Genomic DNA, 14098 nt, shown 5'->3' on the forward strand with positions numbered 1-14098 from the left:
GAATTGTGCTTCGACCCGATAAGATGCCATTCCTGACCCTGGAGGGAAAATGGCGCGGCAATCAAGGACGGGCGGCAAGACGAGCGCAGCGGAAACCCGCAAGGCAAGCCCAGCAGAGGGCCGCAAGTCCACCAAGACCAAGCGCCGCATTCAACCAACCGCCAACCGAACTAAGCGTTTGACCATCTCCAATCTGACCAAAGAGTTGAGGGAGGCCCGCGAGCAGCAGGCAGCGACGGCGGAGATATTGAAGGTGATCGCCAGTTCACCTAATGACGTGCAACCGGTGTTCGAGGCGATTGCAGAGCACTCCAAGCGACTGATTGACGGCCTTTCGACGGCGGTGCTCAGGCTAAGGGATGATGTCCTGCACCTGATGGCGTACACTAGGACTAGTGTTTCTGCCGATGCCGCCCTCGAAACATTCTATCCGCAGCCGTTGTCGGCGTTCAACTGGGGCGAACCCATTCGCAAGGGCGAGATCGTCCGCGTTCTCGACACCGAGGATGATGCAGCCGTCCCGCCCGCGGCGAAGGAGTTAGCGAGATTGCGGGGGTGGCGCAGCCTACTGCTCGTTCCGCTGTTGCGCGATCAAAAAACCATCGGCATGATCAGCGTAACGCGCGTTCAACCTGGCTCGTTCCCGAGTCATTATGTCGAGCTGCTGAAGACGTTCGCTGACCAGGCAGTGATCGCCATTTCGAATGTCGCGCTATTCAATGAGGTTCAGGAACGCACCCGGGAGCTGTCGCAGTCCCTCGACGACCTCCGCGCCGCGCAGGATCGTCTGGTACAGACCGAGAAGCTCGCCTCGCTGGGCCAACTCACCGCTGGCATCGCGCACGAGATCAAAAACCCGCTCAACTTCGTCAACAACTTCTCGGCTCTATCAGCGGAACTGACGGACGAACTGAACGACACGCTCAAGGTCGCCGCGCTGACCGATAAGACTCGAGAAGAGGTGGGCGATTTGACGAGGCTACTGAAGGAGAACCTCCAAAAAATAGTGCAGCACGGCAGGCGCGCCGATTCCATCGTGAAGAACATGCTGCTGCACTCGCGCGAGGGTTCTGGCGAACGGCGGGCTACCGACATCAACGCGCTGGTCGAGGACAGCCTCAATCTCGCCTATCACGGCGTCCGGGCGGAGAAAGCCGGCAGCATTGCCCTCACGCACGACCTCGACCCTGATGCCGGCGCGCTCGACCTCTATCCACAGGAGATGAGCCGGGCGCTCCTAAATCTGATTTCCAACGGATTTTATGCAGCAGCCAAGCGCAAGGTCGAGGCAGGCGATGTGGCTTTTGAGCCTGTCGTCAGCGCGGCCACTAGGAACCGTGGCAAGACAGTCGAAATTCGAATTCGCGACAACGGCATCGGCATCCCGCAGGAGGTGAAAGAGAAGATGTTCAATCCCTTTTTCACCACCAAACCAACGGGGGAAGGGACGGGGCTGGGCCTCTCGATGACTCACGATATCATTGTCAAGCAACATGGCGGCAGAATCGACGTCGAAACTAAGCCCGGCGAATTCACCGAATTCATCATTACTCTGCCGCGGCCGCTGGTGAGGAGCCAGGAATGACCGCTGATGGCCCATCGGCGACGTTGCGCCGCGACGGTCCGAAGTCCGCTCGATGAGCCAGAGCGGACGAGATCTACTCGACCTGAGTTCTTCGCGTTTTGACCCGCACCGGACCGCGGGAAGATTTCAATGCCCGCGGCTGCGGGTCTCCGATACAACACCGGATATAGTTACATTTATGGATTGAGCTGCTTAGCTCTCCAATCGCCTAATAAATATTTCAAAAAATCATAGGAGTCGCAATGTCCTCTTCAGAAGAAGACGATCGGCGCGAGTTTTTAAGATCCTGCGGCAGGTTCGCCTCCGTAACACCTCCGAAGATGACAGCCTTGCTTTCGACCTCACTTACTAGCAGCGCAATTACCAGCTCCGTGGGCGGGCTTCGTGTATGTCTAATAAGTATCGCTCAGAGCAGAAGGCCGCCCGAGAGGCAGCCTTAGACTGTTACCGGTGTTTGCCGCTGTCCGTTGGAATCCCCTCAACTTCCACTTCGCCGCTAGCGAAGATGGAGGCGCCGGAGGGAGCTGCTCCGTTCGAGCCATTCAGTGCGCGGTCGCAACACCTAGGCTGGCTCGATCTGACCTTCGTCGAATTCGACCGGGGTCATGCGCTTGAAGATGTCGACAAGGACATTGAGTCGGCCTTTCGAGTCAAGCCGATCGATTGTGCCCTGGAATAACGCGAACGGACCGCTGGTGATGCGCACCAGCTGGCCAACACTCCAGAGGCGCTTACGACGGGACACAGGGATTGATCCCATCGCCTCCAGTGCGCGCACGTTCGCCATGTCGCTGGGCTTCAGGTACGGATAGCAGTCGCCCATCCTGAAATAACCATCCACGCCATCGACCCTAACCCCTCCGAGCGAAGCCTGGAAATCCGGGATAAAGATCGCCTGCGCGAAAAGCGGCGCCGCGACGTCGCAGAGCCGGCCGCGATAAACCGTCCGCTTGCGGATCATCGGCAGATAAGCGCTCACGCCGCGCTCACGGAACGTGTGCATGACTTTCCGCTCCTTGTGCGGATAGGTCAGCAATAAATACCAGCACTTCGGCTCGAGCGGCACGGCAACCGCATTTTCAACAAGCGGGACATACTCGACGAAGTCCCCGATTTTGTAGACCGTGGTCATAGTTTTTCCCCTGCGCGTGATGCGTCGTTGGTGACGGTTTGAGTGGTTTCCGTTTCCGGCCAGCCGCCATCCTTGCGCGGCGGCCATGGGCCGGGCGCGTATAAGCCCGTTTCTTCGCCGCGTTTTTCGAGCAACTCGGGCCTTCCCTTGAGCACATGCGCGGCAAGGAAGGCCTGCCACGCCGCGATCTGCTGTCGATCGGTGATCCACCGCCAAGACGACTTGTCGGCCACGGCCGCGAACGCCAGGATCTGCGGCGTGACGGCGCTGGGATAAATCAGCCGCCCATGACTGACGAAAGGCCGCGTTTTCGCGACCGCGTAGAGCACAGTTACCGCTCGACCGGCTTCCGAGACCTCGTCGATCGCTACCGATGACGCAGCGCCATCCGCCGAGCCACCGACCTGGCGCAAGAGCGTCCAGCGTTCTTCCTCGAGGTAGCGCCAGCCGGCCGGGACGACCTTGCGACCGACGCGCTTCAGCTCCTCGAGGAACGGCGCGATGCCGTCGAGCGCCGCCTTCTCCTCCTCGGCCGTCAGCGCATCGGCCGCGTAGTCGGTTCGGTTGCGATCATCGGCAGCCGCAGTCGGGCAGCGCTTGCGGAACTCGGCCTTGAAGCGTTCCTTGCGATCCCGCGCGCGCGCGCCCGCGTCTCTCTCAATCGTTTTGAGGGGTCGTTCTAAGGGGTCGTTATTGGTGCCCGCGTATGCGTGGGCACCCGTGCCCGCGCTAGGATGGGCACCCCTGCCCATGGGCGGGCACCCCTGCCCACCAGCGGGCACCCCCTCCCCGTTTTCCGGTACTTCCGCGTTTTCTGCATGGCTCTCGTCGTCGCCATCATCAGCCTCGCGCGCGAGGCTTTTCAGATCGAAATCGTCGCGGTCGAGCTTCACGCGATACGCATAGCTCGACGACGGCGCGGAATCTTCCGGGCGCCAGACGTCGCGGCGCTTCTTCTCCACCCAGCCGGCTTCATAGAGCCGGTCGAGCGAGCGCTGCAGCGTGGCGCGGCCACAGCCCAGCTCGGCGGCCATGCGGACTTGGCTGCGCGTGCACCAGCCGGCGCGATCGATGTGCCGGCCGAGCAGACACAGCGTTTGCAGGTCGCGCGGCTCGAGCGAGCGATCAGTCACCGCCCCCGCGGGGATGATCGACAGACGAGGATTGGACACGTGAGGCCTTGAGATTTCGAGTCAACTGGACGCGGTAAGCAACAGAACAAAGAAGAGAACTTGCGCTGCCTAGGGCCTGTCGTGCTCGACCATGACATCGACGATCGCCTCCGCCGACATGCGATCGAAAGCGCCCGTTTCGAGCGCCCTAGCCAGGCGCGGCCACCATCGATCCGGAAAGCGCGCGCCGTTAACCGTGCGGCCGAAACTCACGACCTGGTACTTGTCGAGTCCGTCGATCTCGCGGTCGGCCACCTTGCAGATCAGCGCGGCGATGACATCGGCCAGCTTGAGACCGACATCTCCGCCAGCGGCGATCGTCGAGACGATGAGGCCGGTGTCAGGCATAAGACGTCCCCCGCGCTTGCACTTGAACACCACTCGGAGGGCCTGCAAGATGCGAACATTTCAGTACCGCAGGAAGGGATCCAAAGTGCCGGATGGAACGGCCGCCAATGCGGCGCACACCCTTTACGACACTCTGAAAGACTTTCAGCCCACCGTGGCTGCTCTTGTCGCATTTTCCGCGGCGGGCCTGGCGTTTGTTGCCGCAATGGCAAAGGTTCGCTTCGACAGTAGAGAGGCAGAACGGAAGCGAGCAGCGGAGGAGCTCGCATTGTTCCAACGCCTCCGAGCTGCACTCATGCCTATCAAACAAAAGGCTGAGAAAGCACAAGCGGATATCAAGAGAGTGCAAGATCCGTCTGAAGATGAAGTTGATCACGGCCCGATGGTCCGCGCGGACCGTCTCAAGCTGCCCCCCGCCCCACCGGAAATCGCCGAAGCTTGGTCTCGCCTTGACTTGTTCTCCGAGGCAACGATTTACGACCTTGCAGAGCTGCGCGACCGGCTTCCTACACTGAGCGAGAAAATACAGCGCTTGGGCGACACCGTCTTTGCGTACGATGAGGACAGCCCGAGTTCGACGCTTGAGGAAATGAGGGCTGACATAGCGAGGATCAGCTTGCTCTGTTGGCATATCAGGAAAGATCTGAAAGTTTCCATCGAAGCAGCCCGGACACGCGGCTTCCGCTATCCCAGAGCGCATTCGCACCGCTCGGACTCGAGAGAAGCCTGGGAAGACTAGAGATCGCGAGTGCTCGTCATTGCTCATAACGGGGACACCTCGGCCGCTTCACATGCCGGCGTGCTACCACCGACCTGGATTTTCTGGCTGCCGCGCCACCATTCCTTGTGGTGGTACTTTCGGCCGTGATCGTCGATACGATGGCAGGACACACAGACGATCTCGCAGCCCTCGTGCGTGCAGACCTTGCGGCTGTCGCCATTCGGCGCGCGGGTCTTGTCGCTCCATTTGTGCTTCACTCGGCCGCCTCCAGGAATTCAGGCGAGGCGACCTCGTCCTGCATGATGGCGTAGACGTTTGCCTCCATTTGCTCGACGGAGACGGCGTTGCCGATCTGCTTGACCTGGTCGGTCTTGGTGCCGGCGAAGTGGTAGGCTCGTTCGAAGCCCATGGCCGCGGCGAGCTCGTGCGGCTCGAGCATGCGGAACAGGATGTCGTACTCGAGTCCGGGCTCGACCAGGTTGACGTGCCCGCCAGCGCACACGGTCGGCGCCGGCTCCTCGAGATCATGCACGCGCGGCGCCTGCCCTGGACGCTCGCCGAATTGCGCAGCGATGAACGCCAGCTCGCCCCGGTTGGCCGTGGTCAGCGTCGGCAGCGGATCTGCGGCGACGTCGCGGGCGCGGTTTGCGGTGTCGCTGTGCGTGATCGGCACCACCAGGCCGAACCGCGCCTTGACGGTCGCGGTCGGCAGCGGGTCCTCGCCGCTGGTCAGCGTCTCGCCGGAGCCGGAGCCGTAATAGGGCGAGATCAGGCAATGCGAGTGCTTTGCAACCTGCGTCGGCGTGGGATCGTCGACCCCGCGCGGCGCGCCGTCGCCGTGGCGCGAGAGCACGAAGGGCTCGACCAGGTAGCCGGCGCCCGACGTCGTCGCAGTAGGCATCGGCACATCGAGCGAATGAGCACGCGTCTCGCCGTGGCCGTCGCTGGCGCGGTTGAGGATGAGCGGCTCGACCAGCATCGGCCGCGCGCAGCCCTGGCGATCGGCGCCGGCGCCGCCGGTCGTGATGGTGGAAAGCGGCGCATCGACGCCGCGGGCTGCGCCGGCGCCGCTGGACAGCGTGACGGGCTGCATCAGGGCGACGTGCGTTCCGCGCGCGGTGAGCGCCGGCAGCGGCACGTCGATGCCCTGCGCGGCCATGTGCTGGCGCAGCACCACGATGAAGGGCTCCGGCCAGCCGAACTTGACGATGCCGGCATAGATCCGGCGCAGCGTCTTCTCGGCGAGCGGCCTCTTGCGCTTGAAGATCGACCGGCCCTGGATCGACCAGTCGATGATCTCCCTCGCCGGCCGATACGGCATGAGGCCCTTGTCGGGCGCGACGTCGCGGCGTGCATGCGTCGCCACGGGCAGCAGCAGCGGCCGATCATCGAAGCGGAAGAAGCCGAAAAAGCGTTGCCGCGTGGTGGCGCCGCCGACGTCGGCGGCGTTGAGTTTGCGCCACTCGATCGAGGTCGCGCCCAAGCGGCGGATGGTGTCGATCCAGAGGCGAAAATATTCGCCTTCCTTGTCCTTGATCGGGCGGCGGGTCGTCGGGTCGACCGGCCCCCATTTGGTGAATTCCCAGACGTTCTCGATCAGCATGCGCTTGACGCGCAGCTCGGTCAGCCAGGTGATGACGTGCCAGGGATCGGAGCGCTGCTGATCCGACGTCGGCTTGCCGCCGCGCGCGATCGAGTGATGCGTACAAGTCGGCGAGGCCATGAGCAGGTCGAGATAGCCCTCCGGCACCACCTGGTGCGGGCGCACCTGGCTGATGTCGGCGCAATAGTGCCGCGCATGCGGATGGTTGGCTTGGTGCGTTTCCAGCGCCGTGCCCCAATGATTGACGCAAACCAGCTCCATCTCAAGGCCAAGCCGCGCCAACGCCCGCTCGGCGCCCGTTGAGGAGCCGCCGGCACCGCAGAATAGATCAGCAACCAGGATCTTGCGCCTCACGCCTGCGACCTCCGCACGCGCGACTCGAGGTCCCTGAGCACGATCGTGGTCTCAGGACCGGAGACGTCGGCCACAGTGCGCGCGGCGATGCGGCCGCGCTGCCACCAAGCGATGGTGTAGCCGACCATAAAACCGGCAAAGAACACGACGAAGCCGCCGCCGATCAGGATCTGTCCGCGGATCATTTGCGCCCCCGATTGCGGTCGAGCTTTTCGCCCTCGGCCACGACCAGCGCAGCGGCGCGCACCAGGTCCCTTCGATTGTCTTGGGGCTTCCACCAGTCGAGCGACCATGGCCATGCTATCGGCGGCTCTGGCCCAAAATCCACGCCAGCCCGCCGGCGCCACGTCGGCATGATCGCGTAGCTCGACCCCGCAGCAGCCAGCTCGCCGACAGGATGCGCGTTATCGTGCTCGGTCGACCAACCCTCGACCTCGACCTGCCGAAAGCGCTCGGCAATGACCGCCTGCATGAACGGCGACAGCGGACGGCGAATATGCAGCGCCTCGAACACGCGCCGCAGCAGGTAAGACCGCGCAATCGAGATCACGGTCATGATCACCGCGAACAGCAGGTTCTGCCCGAACGAGATTGTTACGCCGAGCAGCGGCAGAAAATACATCTGCGCCGCAAGGCTGATCCCAAACCCGATCGCGATATTGATGACGCTCTCGACGAGCGACATGATCTTGCTTTGCTTCACGCCTCTGCCCCCCTGATGCTGTTGAACGGACGCCGGACCTACCAGCTGCGCCAGGAAGGCGCGGCCGTCGTCGGTGACGAAGATCTTCGTCAGCCCGCAATGCGCAAAGCCCTTGCCGACGAGATGGCGCAGCATCTGCGGCTCGATCGCGCCGCCGGCGTCGATCGCGAGCAGCGCGACCTGCTCGGCAAGCTCGTCGTCGTCAACCGGCAGCCGCGTCTGCAGCGCGCCGTCGACTACCTCCGGCGGCGGCGCGTCGTCGATCTGGCGCGCGACGTCAAAGAACGACATTTGCGGCGCGAGGTAAGGCTCGGTCATCTCAACCGCGGCCGCCGGCGGCTTGGCCTCGGCCGCCTCCAGCTCGCGCAGCCGGTCCCAGCCCTTGCCGCGCAGCGCCCATTGACCGGAGGCCTGATAAGCCATCTCGCGCGCCAGCCAGTGCGGGCCGAGCACGCCGCAGAGCGCGCGCTTGGGATGGCAGAAATCGGAAAGGATCTTGAGTTGCTCTCGCTCCGGCAATTCCAGCGCATCCACTTCGGCCGGCGTCAGCCAATCGGAGCCGGCGAGCTGGTCGATGGTGATGACGTCGGCGTCGTCGTATGGCGCGCGATCGACGTCGACGGCCGCAGCGGCGCTGGCCCCGTTCGATATTGCTTCCGCTGCGGCCGCCTCGGTCTCACCGGAGGGCTCCGGGAGATCGTCGCCCGTCGGCGACGAGCTATCGCTCGCGTCGGACGGGTTGCCGATCGCGCCTTCCGGCGCGACGACGGCCTGATTGCCCCACGCGCCCCAGCCTTCCGGCAGCGGGTGCTCGGCGTCGACGCGGGCGAACAGCTCGAGGACTGGCAGCCCGCCGGTCATCGAGGCGATCACCTCGCGGTAGAAATCCGGCTTGCGCGAGTGCTCGCGCGGCCGCTCGCGATGATTGGAGCCGAACTTTTTCTCCGGCATCGGCAGGCCCTGTCCCCGCTTGAACAGCAGCAGCAGCTCGTCCTGGTCCCGGAAGATTTTGCCAGTGCCGGCGACGTCGGGATGGTCCGCGTCGGTCTTGGTCCAGACTGCCAGCGTCGAATAGCTGTCAAAGCCCCAGGATTTTGCCACGGCGTAGCCAAGCGGCATCGCGACCCGTGCGCGGACGATCTCGCCGGTGCCGACGACCTCGACCTCGGTCTCGATCTCATGCAGAGCGAAGGCGTGCGCGCGGGGAATCCAGAGGAACAGCCAGGCGTCGGGCAGTACCATCTGCTCTACCGGCAGCGCGCAGATCTCGTCCCACGTCATCGTGGGGTAGTGGTTTTCGTAAGAGCGGTCGGTCACGCCCTGGTGCCGGCGCCAAGCCGGGTCGGCATAGATGACCGGATACTTCCGGCCCGACGGCGCGAGCTGCGCCGAAGCGTCAGACAGCGTCTGCGCCAGGTTGCGGCGGTGCTCCGCTCCCTGCTCATCCGCCACGATGCGCGTGAGGTCCATCGAAACGCGCCCTTTGAGCGAGCGCATCACGGCCTCGTGGTGCTCGATGGCCCGCTCGAAATCGGCCGGCGCCATGTCGGCGATGCGCTGAGCGCGCGCGGAGAGCTTGCGATCGATACCCGCCTCGGCCAGCGTGGCCGGGCGGTCTACCTGTTCCCGCTCGGACTGGTAGGGTTGGCCGCCCTTGGCGAGCCCAACCGACTTTTTCTGCTCGCGGACCAGCTCCCCAAGCCGGCGTTCAGCTCGGAAGCGGATCTTGGCGGCGTGGATCTGCAGCTCCATGTCCCGCGCCACCTGCCCGGCAAGGCGAATGGCCTCCCATTCGTCCCGGACCTGCAGGACCTCATCGACCGCGACCGCCTCGGCCAGGGCGCGGCGCGCCGCCTCGTATCGGACCAGCCCGGTCAAAACGGGATCTCCTCGAGCTGTTCGCGCGATGGCAGGCCGGCGAGCAGCCCGGCCAGGATGCTGTCGAGGCTCGGCGCCTCGCCGCGGGTGCGGCGGTTGATGATGTTGTCCCGCTGAGTCAGCCAGCGCCGGTTGGCGCGGCGGTTATCGAGCGGCTGGCCGTTGATGTGGTCGACGACATGGGATGCGACGAAGTCGGCATCACGCGGGTCGTTGCGGATCTGCAGCTCGCGATGCATCCGCACCGTGTCGCGCCGCTCACCGATGTTTCGCTTGGCGTAGAGCTGCCATTCCTTGCCCTGGCCGCCGTGCCAGACATTCCACTGCCACTGCATCAGCCAGTCAAAATCCTCGGCGTCGACCAGCGTCCAGACCGGCCTGCGCGAGGACAGCCAGATGCGGCGCCACGGCGTCCAGGACAGGTCGACGAGATCGGCCTCGAACGCGACCGCGCGCACACCAAGGAGGTTGAGGGGGGCCTGCATCATTCGAGCAGGCCCTCATCGGCGCGGAAGGGAGTCTCTTCCCCGTAAGCAAGAACGGACTTTGCGTCCCAGCTCGGCGGCGCCGGCATCGGCAGAAAAGTCCGGTGACCGAGCAAGATAACTCTCGGAGCTTCGTCGGCGATGACGACGCGCACGGCACCGACGATCACCCGCCGATCGCTCCCGAACAGGATGGCGCGGGCGGCCTTCACTGGCGCTTGACCCACCAGAAGCCGAAGCCTCGGTCGACGCGATGCAGGAACGGCTGCGCGCCGGCCGCGACGGCCAAGCCAAGCCCGAGCACCAGGACCGCGGCCAGCATGACGAGAACGCGCAGATCGTCAGGATCCGCGATGCGCGTGGCGACGTCTGACATTGGCCCCTCTCCTTGCGAAAATCCCTTGAAATGCGGGCCCGAAACGCGTTTTCCCCACGCGTCCACAGCGGGCCGAGCGGTGACGCGGACCCGGTTGTCCACAAGCCAAAAAATTGGTGGTCTCGGCGGGGGCCCGGCCTCGATCATCGTGTCGTCGAGAGGCCATGTTCCTGGTCATGGAACAGACCTCGACTGCTCGATCGAACGAATCTCCCGCTCCAATGCGCGGCGCGCCGGCCCTCGGGACGGAGGACCATTCGCCTCCCAACGGTGAATGGTGCTTTGGTCGACCCCGAAACGTTCGCCGAAGGCGGCCTGGCTCTCGCCGACCATCTCCCTCGCTTCACGAATCAATGCCCCGTTCATGACGCAACAATGCTTTTTGCATTATGATCGTCAATGCCTTTTGCATCCTAAACCAATGCAAAATGCATTTATGGCTGAGATGCACGATAGGCTGGCCGCGGCCCGGAAAGAAGCTGGTTTTGCAACCGCAAGGGCTGCCGCTGACGCGCTGGGCGTTAGTGAGGTCACCTATGTCCAACATGAGAACGGGCGACGCGGCTTCAAAAGAGACGCAGCAGACCAGTATGCACGGAAGTTTCACGTTTCGCTGGAATGGCTCCTGACCGGAAAAGGTCCCAAAGAACGCCGCGCGAGACGGCAGTCAGCCGATGAAATGCGCTATGTGCCGCTCGTCGGGTATGTCGGCGCGGGCGCACAAACGCACTTCTTTGCAAACGATGCCCCGCTTGATGAGGTGCCCGCGCCGAACGGCACGACCGACTCGACGGTTGCGGTTGAGATCCGCGGCGAGAGCTTGGGATCGTTCTTTGATCGATGGCTTGTATTTTACGACGACGTCCGCCGCCCCGTTACGGCGGACCTCATCAATCGCCTTTGCGTCGTCGGCTTGGACGATGGCCGTATCCTGATCAAGAAAGTCCAGCGTAGCAAAGCACGCGGGCTGTTTCATCTCCTCTCTCAGACCGAACCGCCAATTCTGGACGTCAAAATTGACTGGGCCGCCGCCGTCAAGAATTTGGTGCCCAAGTGAACTCGATCGAAAAGACCTCAAGGAGGTCAACGTAGGCTTCATTCATAGCCAGAGCGCAAGGCCTCCTGCCAGGTGAATTCAGCCAAACGAGCTTTGCTGGATTGATAATGCTATTTGCATTGACTTAAGAATGCGTTTTGCATTACGAATGTTTCCCGTGAAACATTTCCGGGAGACTCGCCGCCGTGTCTCGCATCACCGTTCTGTCTGCCAAAGATTTCGAGGCGCAGCTGAAGCTGCACGGCTTTTTTCAAGTCCGCTCCGAGAACCGCTTCGCCGACGTCCGCATCAAGGGCATGCCGCGCACCGAGCCGGTTATGCGCGGGCGGCGCATCGACCGGCAGGCCACGCTCGAGGCCCTGCTCGTGGCCCGCAAGGCGCACCAGGACGCCGCCGCAGCCGCCGAGGCGGCCCAGATCGAACGTGAGCGCATCGCCGAGACGATCGCCCCCACCGCCCTGCCCGCCGCCCGCGCCAGCCTGGCGGGCGCCGCCGCCATCGCCCAGCTCGCCGACGACTTCATCACCATCACCACCCGCAACGAAGGCGCCGCCCTGCCCGACCTGATGCGGATGGGCTGGCGCAAGAGCCAGCTGTTCGAGCACGCCGACGCCGCCCGCACGCTGGCCTATTCCCGGCAGAACGGGGCTGCCTGCTGATGTGCGTCTACTTCCCCGACCTTGTCCTCGCTTGCAGCTGTCCCGACTGCAGGGTGTGCGTGGACAGGGAATTGCCACTGCCGCTGCCCGAAACCCGCACAGGAAGCGGCAGCCGCCTCCAATCCGCCCGCGCCTCGCACTGGCGCGAGCTGCTCGCTGTACAGTGCCGCATTGCCGTTGCCATGGACGCGCCGCTGTCGCGTACACCCGTTCTGGTTGCGGAGCGACGCGGATGAGCGCACACTTCTCGTCACGGTCCTACTACCTCCGCCTGCTTGAACTCGGCCAATTCGAGCGGCGCGCGCGCGGCGGCTGGCGGTTCGGTACGCGGCGGATCAGCGATCGGGTCGTCACGCAGCTGATCGCCAGCGGCCTAGCGGAGATCGTTGGCGATGATGGGCGCTGGCTCCAGCGCGCCCCGCAGGTGACGGGAGAGCCGGGATGACATGCATTGCCGTCGCTGTCGCCATCGTAGCGCTCGCGTCCGCAATCGCGGTCGCCGCGTACCGCCGGGCCTATGCGCGGGGCCGCCGGCAGGGCCTTGAGGACGCCGGCGCGCTGATCCTCAATCCCTCCGAGGAAGAGGACACGGTATGAGCAGCGCCTCGCTCTCCCCCGCCCTCGAGTCGCACTTCCGGGACTTCGTGACCATCGACGTTCCACAGCTGTCTCGGCTGTTCCCAATGGACCGGAAAACCATCAAGCGCCATATTGACGCCGGCCGCCTGCCCGACCGGAGCAAGGGCTTGGGCCGGGACAAGCCGCGCCGCTGCTTTACCCGCGCGGACATCGAGGCACTTTTGACAGGGGACCGAGGGCCATGTCCGTCTATCGCGACAAGCGCTCGCAATTCTTCCAATACGAATTCCAGATACAACGTCGTCGGTTTTACGGATCCACGCAACGGGACAATGAACTCGAGGCCCGCGAGGTCGAAAAAGAAAAGCGACGTGAGGCCCTCGCGCAGCTCGAACGCGAGCGAGCCGAGCAGCGCGCCCCCTTAACGCTGCAGCGCGCCTGCGAGCGCTGGTGGGGCGAGCACGGCCAACATCTGGCCGATCACAAGATCAAAAGCGCGCTCGACCGCATCGTCGAGATCCTTGGCGCAAAGACCCAGCTGCATGACATCATCGATGACTCGGTCTCGCGCCTGGTCGCCGAGCGCCGCAAGGATACCCGGCGGCACTCTACCGTAATCGAGCGCGGCCGCACCAAGATCATGCGCCGGCCGATCACCGCGACGACCGTCAATCGCACCATCGACCTGCTGCGCCGGGTGATGCGCCGGGCCAAGGAAAACTGGAACGCCTACCTGCTAAATGAGCCGACCTGGAAAAAGCATCGGCTTAAAGAAACCAGGCGCCCGGTGCGCGAGATCTCCGCAGCAGAGGAACAGGCGCTGGATGCGGCCGAGAATTTTGACTATGCCGAGCTGCGGCGCTTCGCCATCATCACCGGATTGCGCCGGCGTGAGATGCTGATCACCTGGCCGCAAGTCGACTTCGAGAACGCCACCATCCAGGTGCAGGTCAAGGGGGGCGGCTGGCGCACCATTCCGCTGACGCGCGAAGCTTATGCGATGCTCTGGAGCCGGCGCGGCCACCATGCCGAATTCGTCTTCACCACCAAGGCGCAGCGCAACTGGAAAAACTGGCGCAACCCGAAAGATCGCCGCATGAAAGGCGAGCGCCACCCCATCACCTATGAGGGTTTCGGCTCGCACAAGGACCGCGCGTGGGCCAAGGCCGGCGTGAAGGCGCGCATCCACGACCTGCGCCACACCACCGGCATGCGAACGCTCCGCAAGACGCGCAACCTGCGCGTGGTGCAAGAGCTGCTCGGCCATACCGACATCAAGACGACGTCGAGCTTTTACACGGCCGCAACGGTCGACGATGTCCGCCAGGCGATGGAGGAGACGCACGGCGCGCGCGACGCGACGCCAGCGCCGCGGCTGATCGAAAAGGGCGAATGACTGGGGCCTGCCGAGGTCGACCGCTGGCCCGACGATATGCGCCTGTCGGA

General features: G+C 64.0%; 18 protein-coding genes. 7 read left to right on the top strand and 11 right to left on the bottom strand.

The genetic code is table 11. The features are described 5' to 3' along the window. Nucleotides 1-49 precede the first annotated feature (49 nt). A complete protein-coding gene (locus ACNJYD_RS19925; RefSeq protein WP_439363096.1) occupies nt 50-1585 on the top strand; it encodes a sensor histidine kinase in 1536 nt (511 codons plus the stop codon). Between the two features lie 562 nt (nt 1586-2147). Here ACNJYD_RS19925 and nusG read toward each other — a convergent pair. From nusG to ACNJYD_RS19940, 3 genes are all read right to left on the bottom strand, one after another. Further along, nucleotides 2148-2717, bottom strand: coding sequence for a transcription termination/antitermination protein NusG (gene nusG, locus ACNJYD_RS19930; protein WP_439363097.1), 570 nt, complete (start codon nt 2715-2717; stop codon nt 2148-2150). After that, nucleotides 2714-3889: a helix-turn-helix domain-containing protein gene (locus ACNJYD_RS19935; RefSeq protein WP_439363098.1), complete on the bottom strand. Its 1176-nt coding sequence runs from the start codon at nt 3887-3889 to the stop codon at nt 2714-2716. The genes nusG and ACNJYD_RS19935 overlap by 4 nt, the downstream gene beginning before the upstream one ends. Nucleotides 3890-3958: 69 nt before the next feature. Further along, nucleotides 3959-4237 carry an ABC transporter substrate-binding protein gene (locus ACNJYD_RS19940; RefSeq protein WP_439363099.1) on the bottom strand — a complete coding sequence of 93 codons (279 nt, stop codon included), beginning with the start codon at nt 4235-4237 and terminating at the stop codon, nt 3959-3961. A gap of 49 nt (nt 4238-4286) precedes the next feature. Between ACNJYD_RS19940 and ACNJYD_RS19945 the strand changes: the two genes are divergently transcribed. Continuing rightward, the gene (locus ACNJYD_RS19945; protein WP_439363100.1) at nt 4287-4976 is read left to right on the top strand and encodes a hypothetical protein; all 690 of its coding nucleotides are present in this window, start codon (nt 4287-4289) and stop codon (nt 4974-4976) included. Between the two features lie 23 nt (nt 4977-4999). Here ACNJYD_RS19945 and ACNJYD_RS19950 read toward each other — a convergent pair whose 3' ends face one another. The 8 genes from ACNJYD_RS19950 to ACNJYD_RS19985 form a co-directional block, all read right to left on the bottom strand. Then, nucleotides 5000-5215 (bottom strand): cytochrome C, encoded by a 216-nt coding sequence (locus ACNJYD_RS19950; protein WP_439363101.1) that lies wholly within the window; start codon nt 5213-5215, stop codon nt 5000-5002. Next, entirely contained in the window at nt 5212-6915 is a 1704-nt protein-coding gene (locus tag ACNJYD_RS19955) for a DNA cytosine methyltransferase (protein WP_439363102.1), read from the bottom strand. The genes ACNJYD_RS19950 and ACNJYD_RS19955 overlap by 4 nt, the downstream gene beginning before the upstream one ends. Next, nucleotides 6912-7100, bottom strand: a complete 189-nt coding sequence (locus ACNJYD_RS19960) for a hypothetical protein (RefSeq protein ID WP_439363103.1) — start codon at nt 7098-7100, stop codon at nt 6912-6914. Before ACNJYD_RS19960 ends, ACNJYD_RS19955 begins: the two co-directional genes overlap by 4 nt. Continuing rightward, nucleotides 7097-9496 carry a DUF7220 family protein gene (locus ACNJYD_RS19965; RefSeq protein WP_439363104.1) on the bottom strand — a complete coding sequence of 800 codons (2400 nt, stop codon included), beginning with the start codon at nt 9494-9496 and terminating at the stop codon, nt 7097-7099. The genes ACNJYD_RS19960 and ACNJYD_RS19965 overlap by 4 nt, the downstream gene beginning before the upstream one ends. Further along, nucleotides 9493-9984: an HNH endonuclease gene (locus tag ACNJYD_RS19970; protein ID WP_439363105.1), complete on the bottom strand. Its 492-nt coding sequence runs from the start codon at nt 9982-9984 to the stop codon at nt 9493-9495. Before ACNJYD_RS19970 ends, ACNJYD_RS19965 begins: the two co-directional genes overlap by 4 nt. After that, nucleotides 9981-10193: a hypothetical protein gene (locus tag ACNJYD_RS19975; RefSeq protein ID WP_439363106.1), complete on the bottom strand. Its 213-nt coding sequence runs from the start codon at nt 10191-10193 to the stop codon at nt 9981-9983. Before ACNJYD_RS19975 ends, ACNJYD_RS19970 begins: the two co-directional genes overlap by 4 nt. After that, nucleotides 10190-10357, bottom strand: a complete 168-nt coding sequence (locus tag ACNJYD_RS19980; RefSeq protein WP_439363107.1) for a hypothetical protein — start codon at nt 10355-10357, stop codon at nt 10190-10192. The genes ACNJYD_RS19975 and ACNJYD_RS19980 overlap by 4 nt, the downstream gene beginning before the upstream one ends. 174 nt (nt 10358-10531) lie before the next feature. Continuing rightward, a complete protein-coding gene (locus tag ACNJYD_RS19985; protein ID WP_439363108.1) occupies nt 10532-10723 on the bottom strand; it encodes a helix-turn-helix domain-containing protein in 192 nt (63 codons plus the stop codon). Between ACNJYD_RS19985 and ACNJYD_RS19990 the strand changes: the two genes are divergently transcribed. The 5 genes from ACNJYD_RS19990 (at nt 10632) to ACNJYD_RS20010 (ending at nt 14048) form a co-directional block, all read left to right on the top strand. Beyond that, the gene (locus tag ACNJYD_RS19990) at nt 10632-11414 is read left to right on the top strand and encodes a LexA family transcriptional regulator (protein WP_439363109.1); all 783 of its coding nucleotides are present in this window, start codon (nt 10632-10634) and stop codon (nt 11412-11414) included. The two genes, ACNJYD_RS19985 and ACNJYD_RS19990, sit on opposite strands and share 92 nt — an antisense overlap. A 185-nt stretch (nt 11415-11599) precedes the next feature. Then, nucleotides 11600-12073 (top strand): phospholipase, encoded by a 474-nt coding sequence (locus ACNJYD_RS19995; RefSeq protein WP_439363110.1) that lies wholly within the window; start codon nt 11600-11602, stop codon nt 12071-12073. Between the two features lie 232 nt (nt 12074-12305). Then, entirely contained in the window at nt 12306-12518 is a 213-nt protein-coding gene (locus tag ACNJYD_RS20000; protein WP_439363111.1) for a hypothetical protein, read from the top strand. Then, complete coding sequence (locus ACNJYD_RS20005) at nt 12515-12670, top strand: hypothetical protein (RefSeq protein ID WP_439363112.1); 156 nt, start codon at nt 12515-12517, stop codon at nt 12668-12670. Before ACNJYD_RS20000 ends, ACNJYD_RS20005 begins: the two co-directional genes overlap by 4 nt. 223 nt (nt 12671-12893) lie before the next feature. Further along, nucleotides 12894-14048 (top strand): tyrosine-type recombinase/integrase, encoded by a 1155-nt coding sequence (locus ACNJYD_RS20010; protein ID WP_439363113.1) that lies wholly within the window; start codon nt 12894-12896, stop codon nt 14046-14048. The last annotated feature ends 50 nt before the right edge of the window (nt 14049-14098 follow it).

Origin of the sequence: Bradyrhizobium sp. SPXBL-02 (genome assembly GCF_051853065.1) — a bacterium.
Lineage (GTDB): Bacteria > Pseudomonadota > Alphaproteobacteria > Rhizobiales > Xanthobacteraceae > Bradyrhizobium.

Coding starts and splice junctions, on each gene's coding strand:
- ACNJYD_RS19980 (WP_439363107.1), bottom strand. CDS start 10,357: ATGTCAGACGTCGCCACGCGCATCGCGGATCCTGACGATCTGCGCGTT.
- ACNJYD_RS20005 (WP_439363112.1), top strand. CDS start 12,515: ATGACATGCATTGCCGTCGCTGTCGCCATCGTAGCGCTCGCGTCCGCA.
- ACNJYD_RS19985 (WP_439363108.1), bottom strand. CDS start 10,723: ATGAACGGGGCATTGATTCGTGAAGCGAGGGAGATGGTCGGCGAGAGC.
- ACNJYD_RS19990 (WP_439363109.1), top strand. CDS start 10,632: ATGGTGCTTTGGTCGACCCCGAAACGTTCGCCGAAGGCGGCCTGGCTC.
- ACNJYD_RS19925 (WP_439363096.1), top strand. CDS start 50: ATGGCGCGGCAATCAAGGACGGGCGGCAAGACGAGCGCAGCGGAAACC.
- ACNJYD_RS20000 (WP_439363111.1), top strand. CDS start 12,306: ATGAGCGCACACTTCTCGTCACGGTCCTACTACCTCCGCCTGCTTGAA.
- nusG (WP_439363097.1), bottom strand. CDS start 2,717: ATGACCACGGTCTACAAAATCGGGGACTTCGTCGAGTATGTCCCGCTT.
- ACNJYD_RS19945 (WP_439363100.1), top strand. CDS start 4,287: ATGCGAACATTTCAGTACCGCAGGAAGGGATCCAAAGTGCCGGATGGA.
- ACNJYD_RS19940 (WP_439363099.1), bottom strand. CDS start 4,237: ATGCCTGACACCGGCCTCATCGTCTCGACGATCGCCGCTGGCGGAGAT.
- ACNJYD_RS19970 (WP_439363105.1), bottom strand. CDS start 9,984: ATGATGCAGGCCCCCCTCAACCTCCTTGGTGTGCGCGCGGTCGCGTTC.
- ACNJYD_RS19960 (WP_439363103.1), bottom strand. CDS start 7,100: ATGATCCGCGGACAGATCCTGATCGGCGGCGGCTTCGTCGTGTTCTTT.
- ACNJYD_RS20010 (WP_439363113.1), top strand. CDS start 12,894: ATGTCCGTCTATCGCGACAAGCGCTCGCAATTCTTCCAATACGAATTC.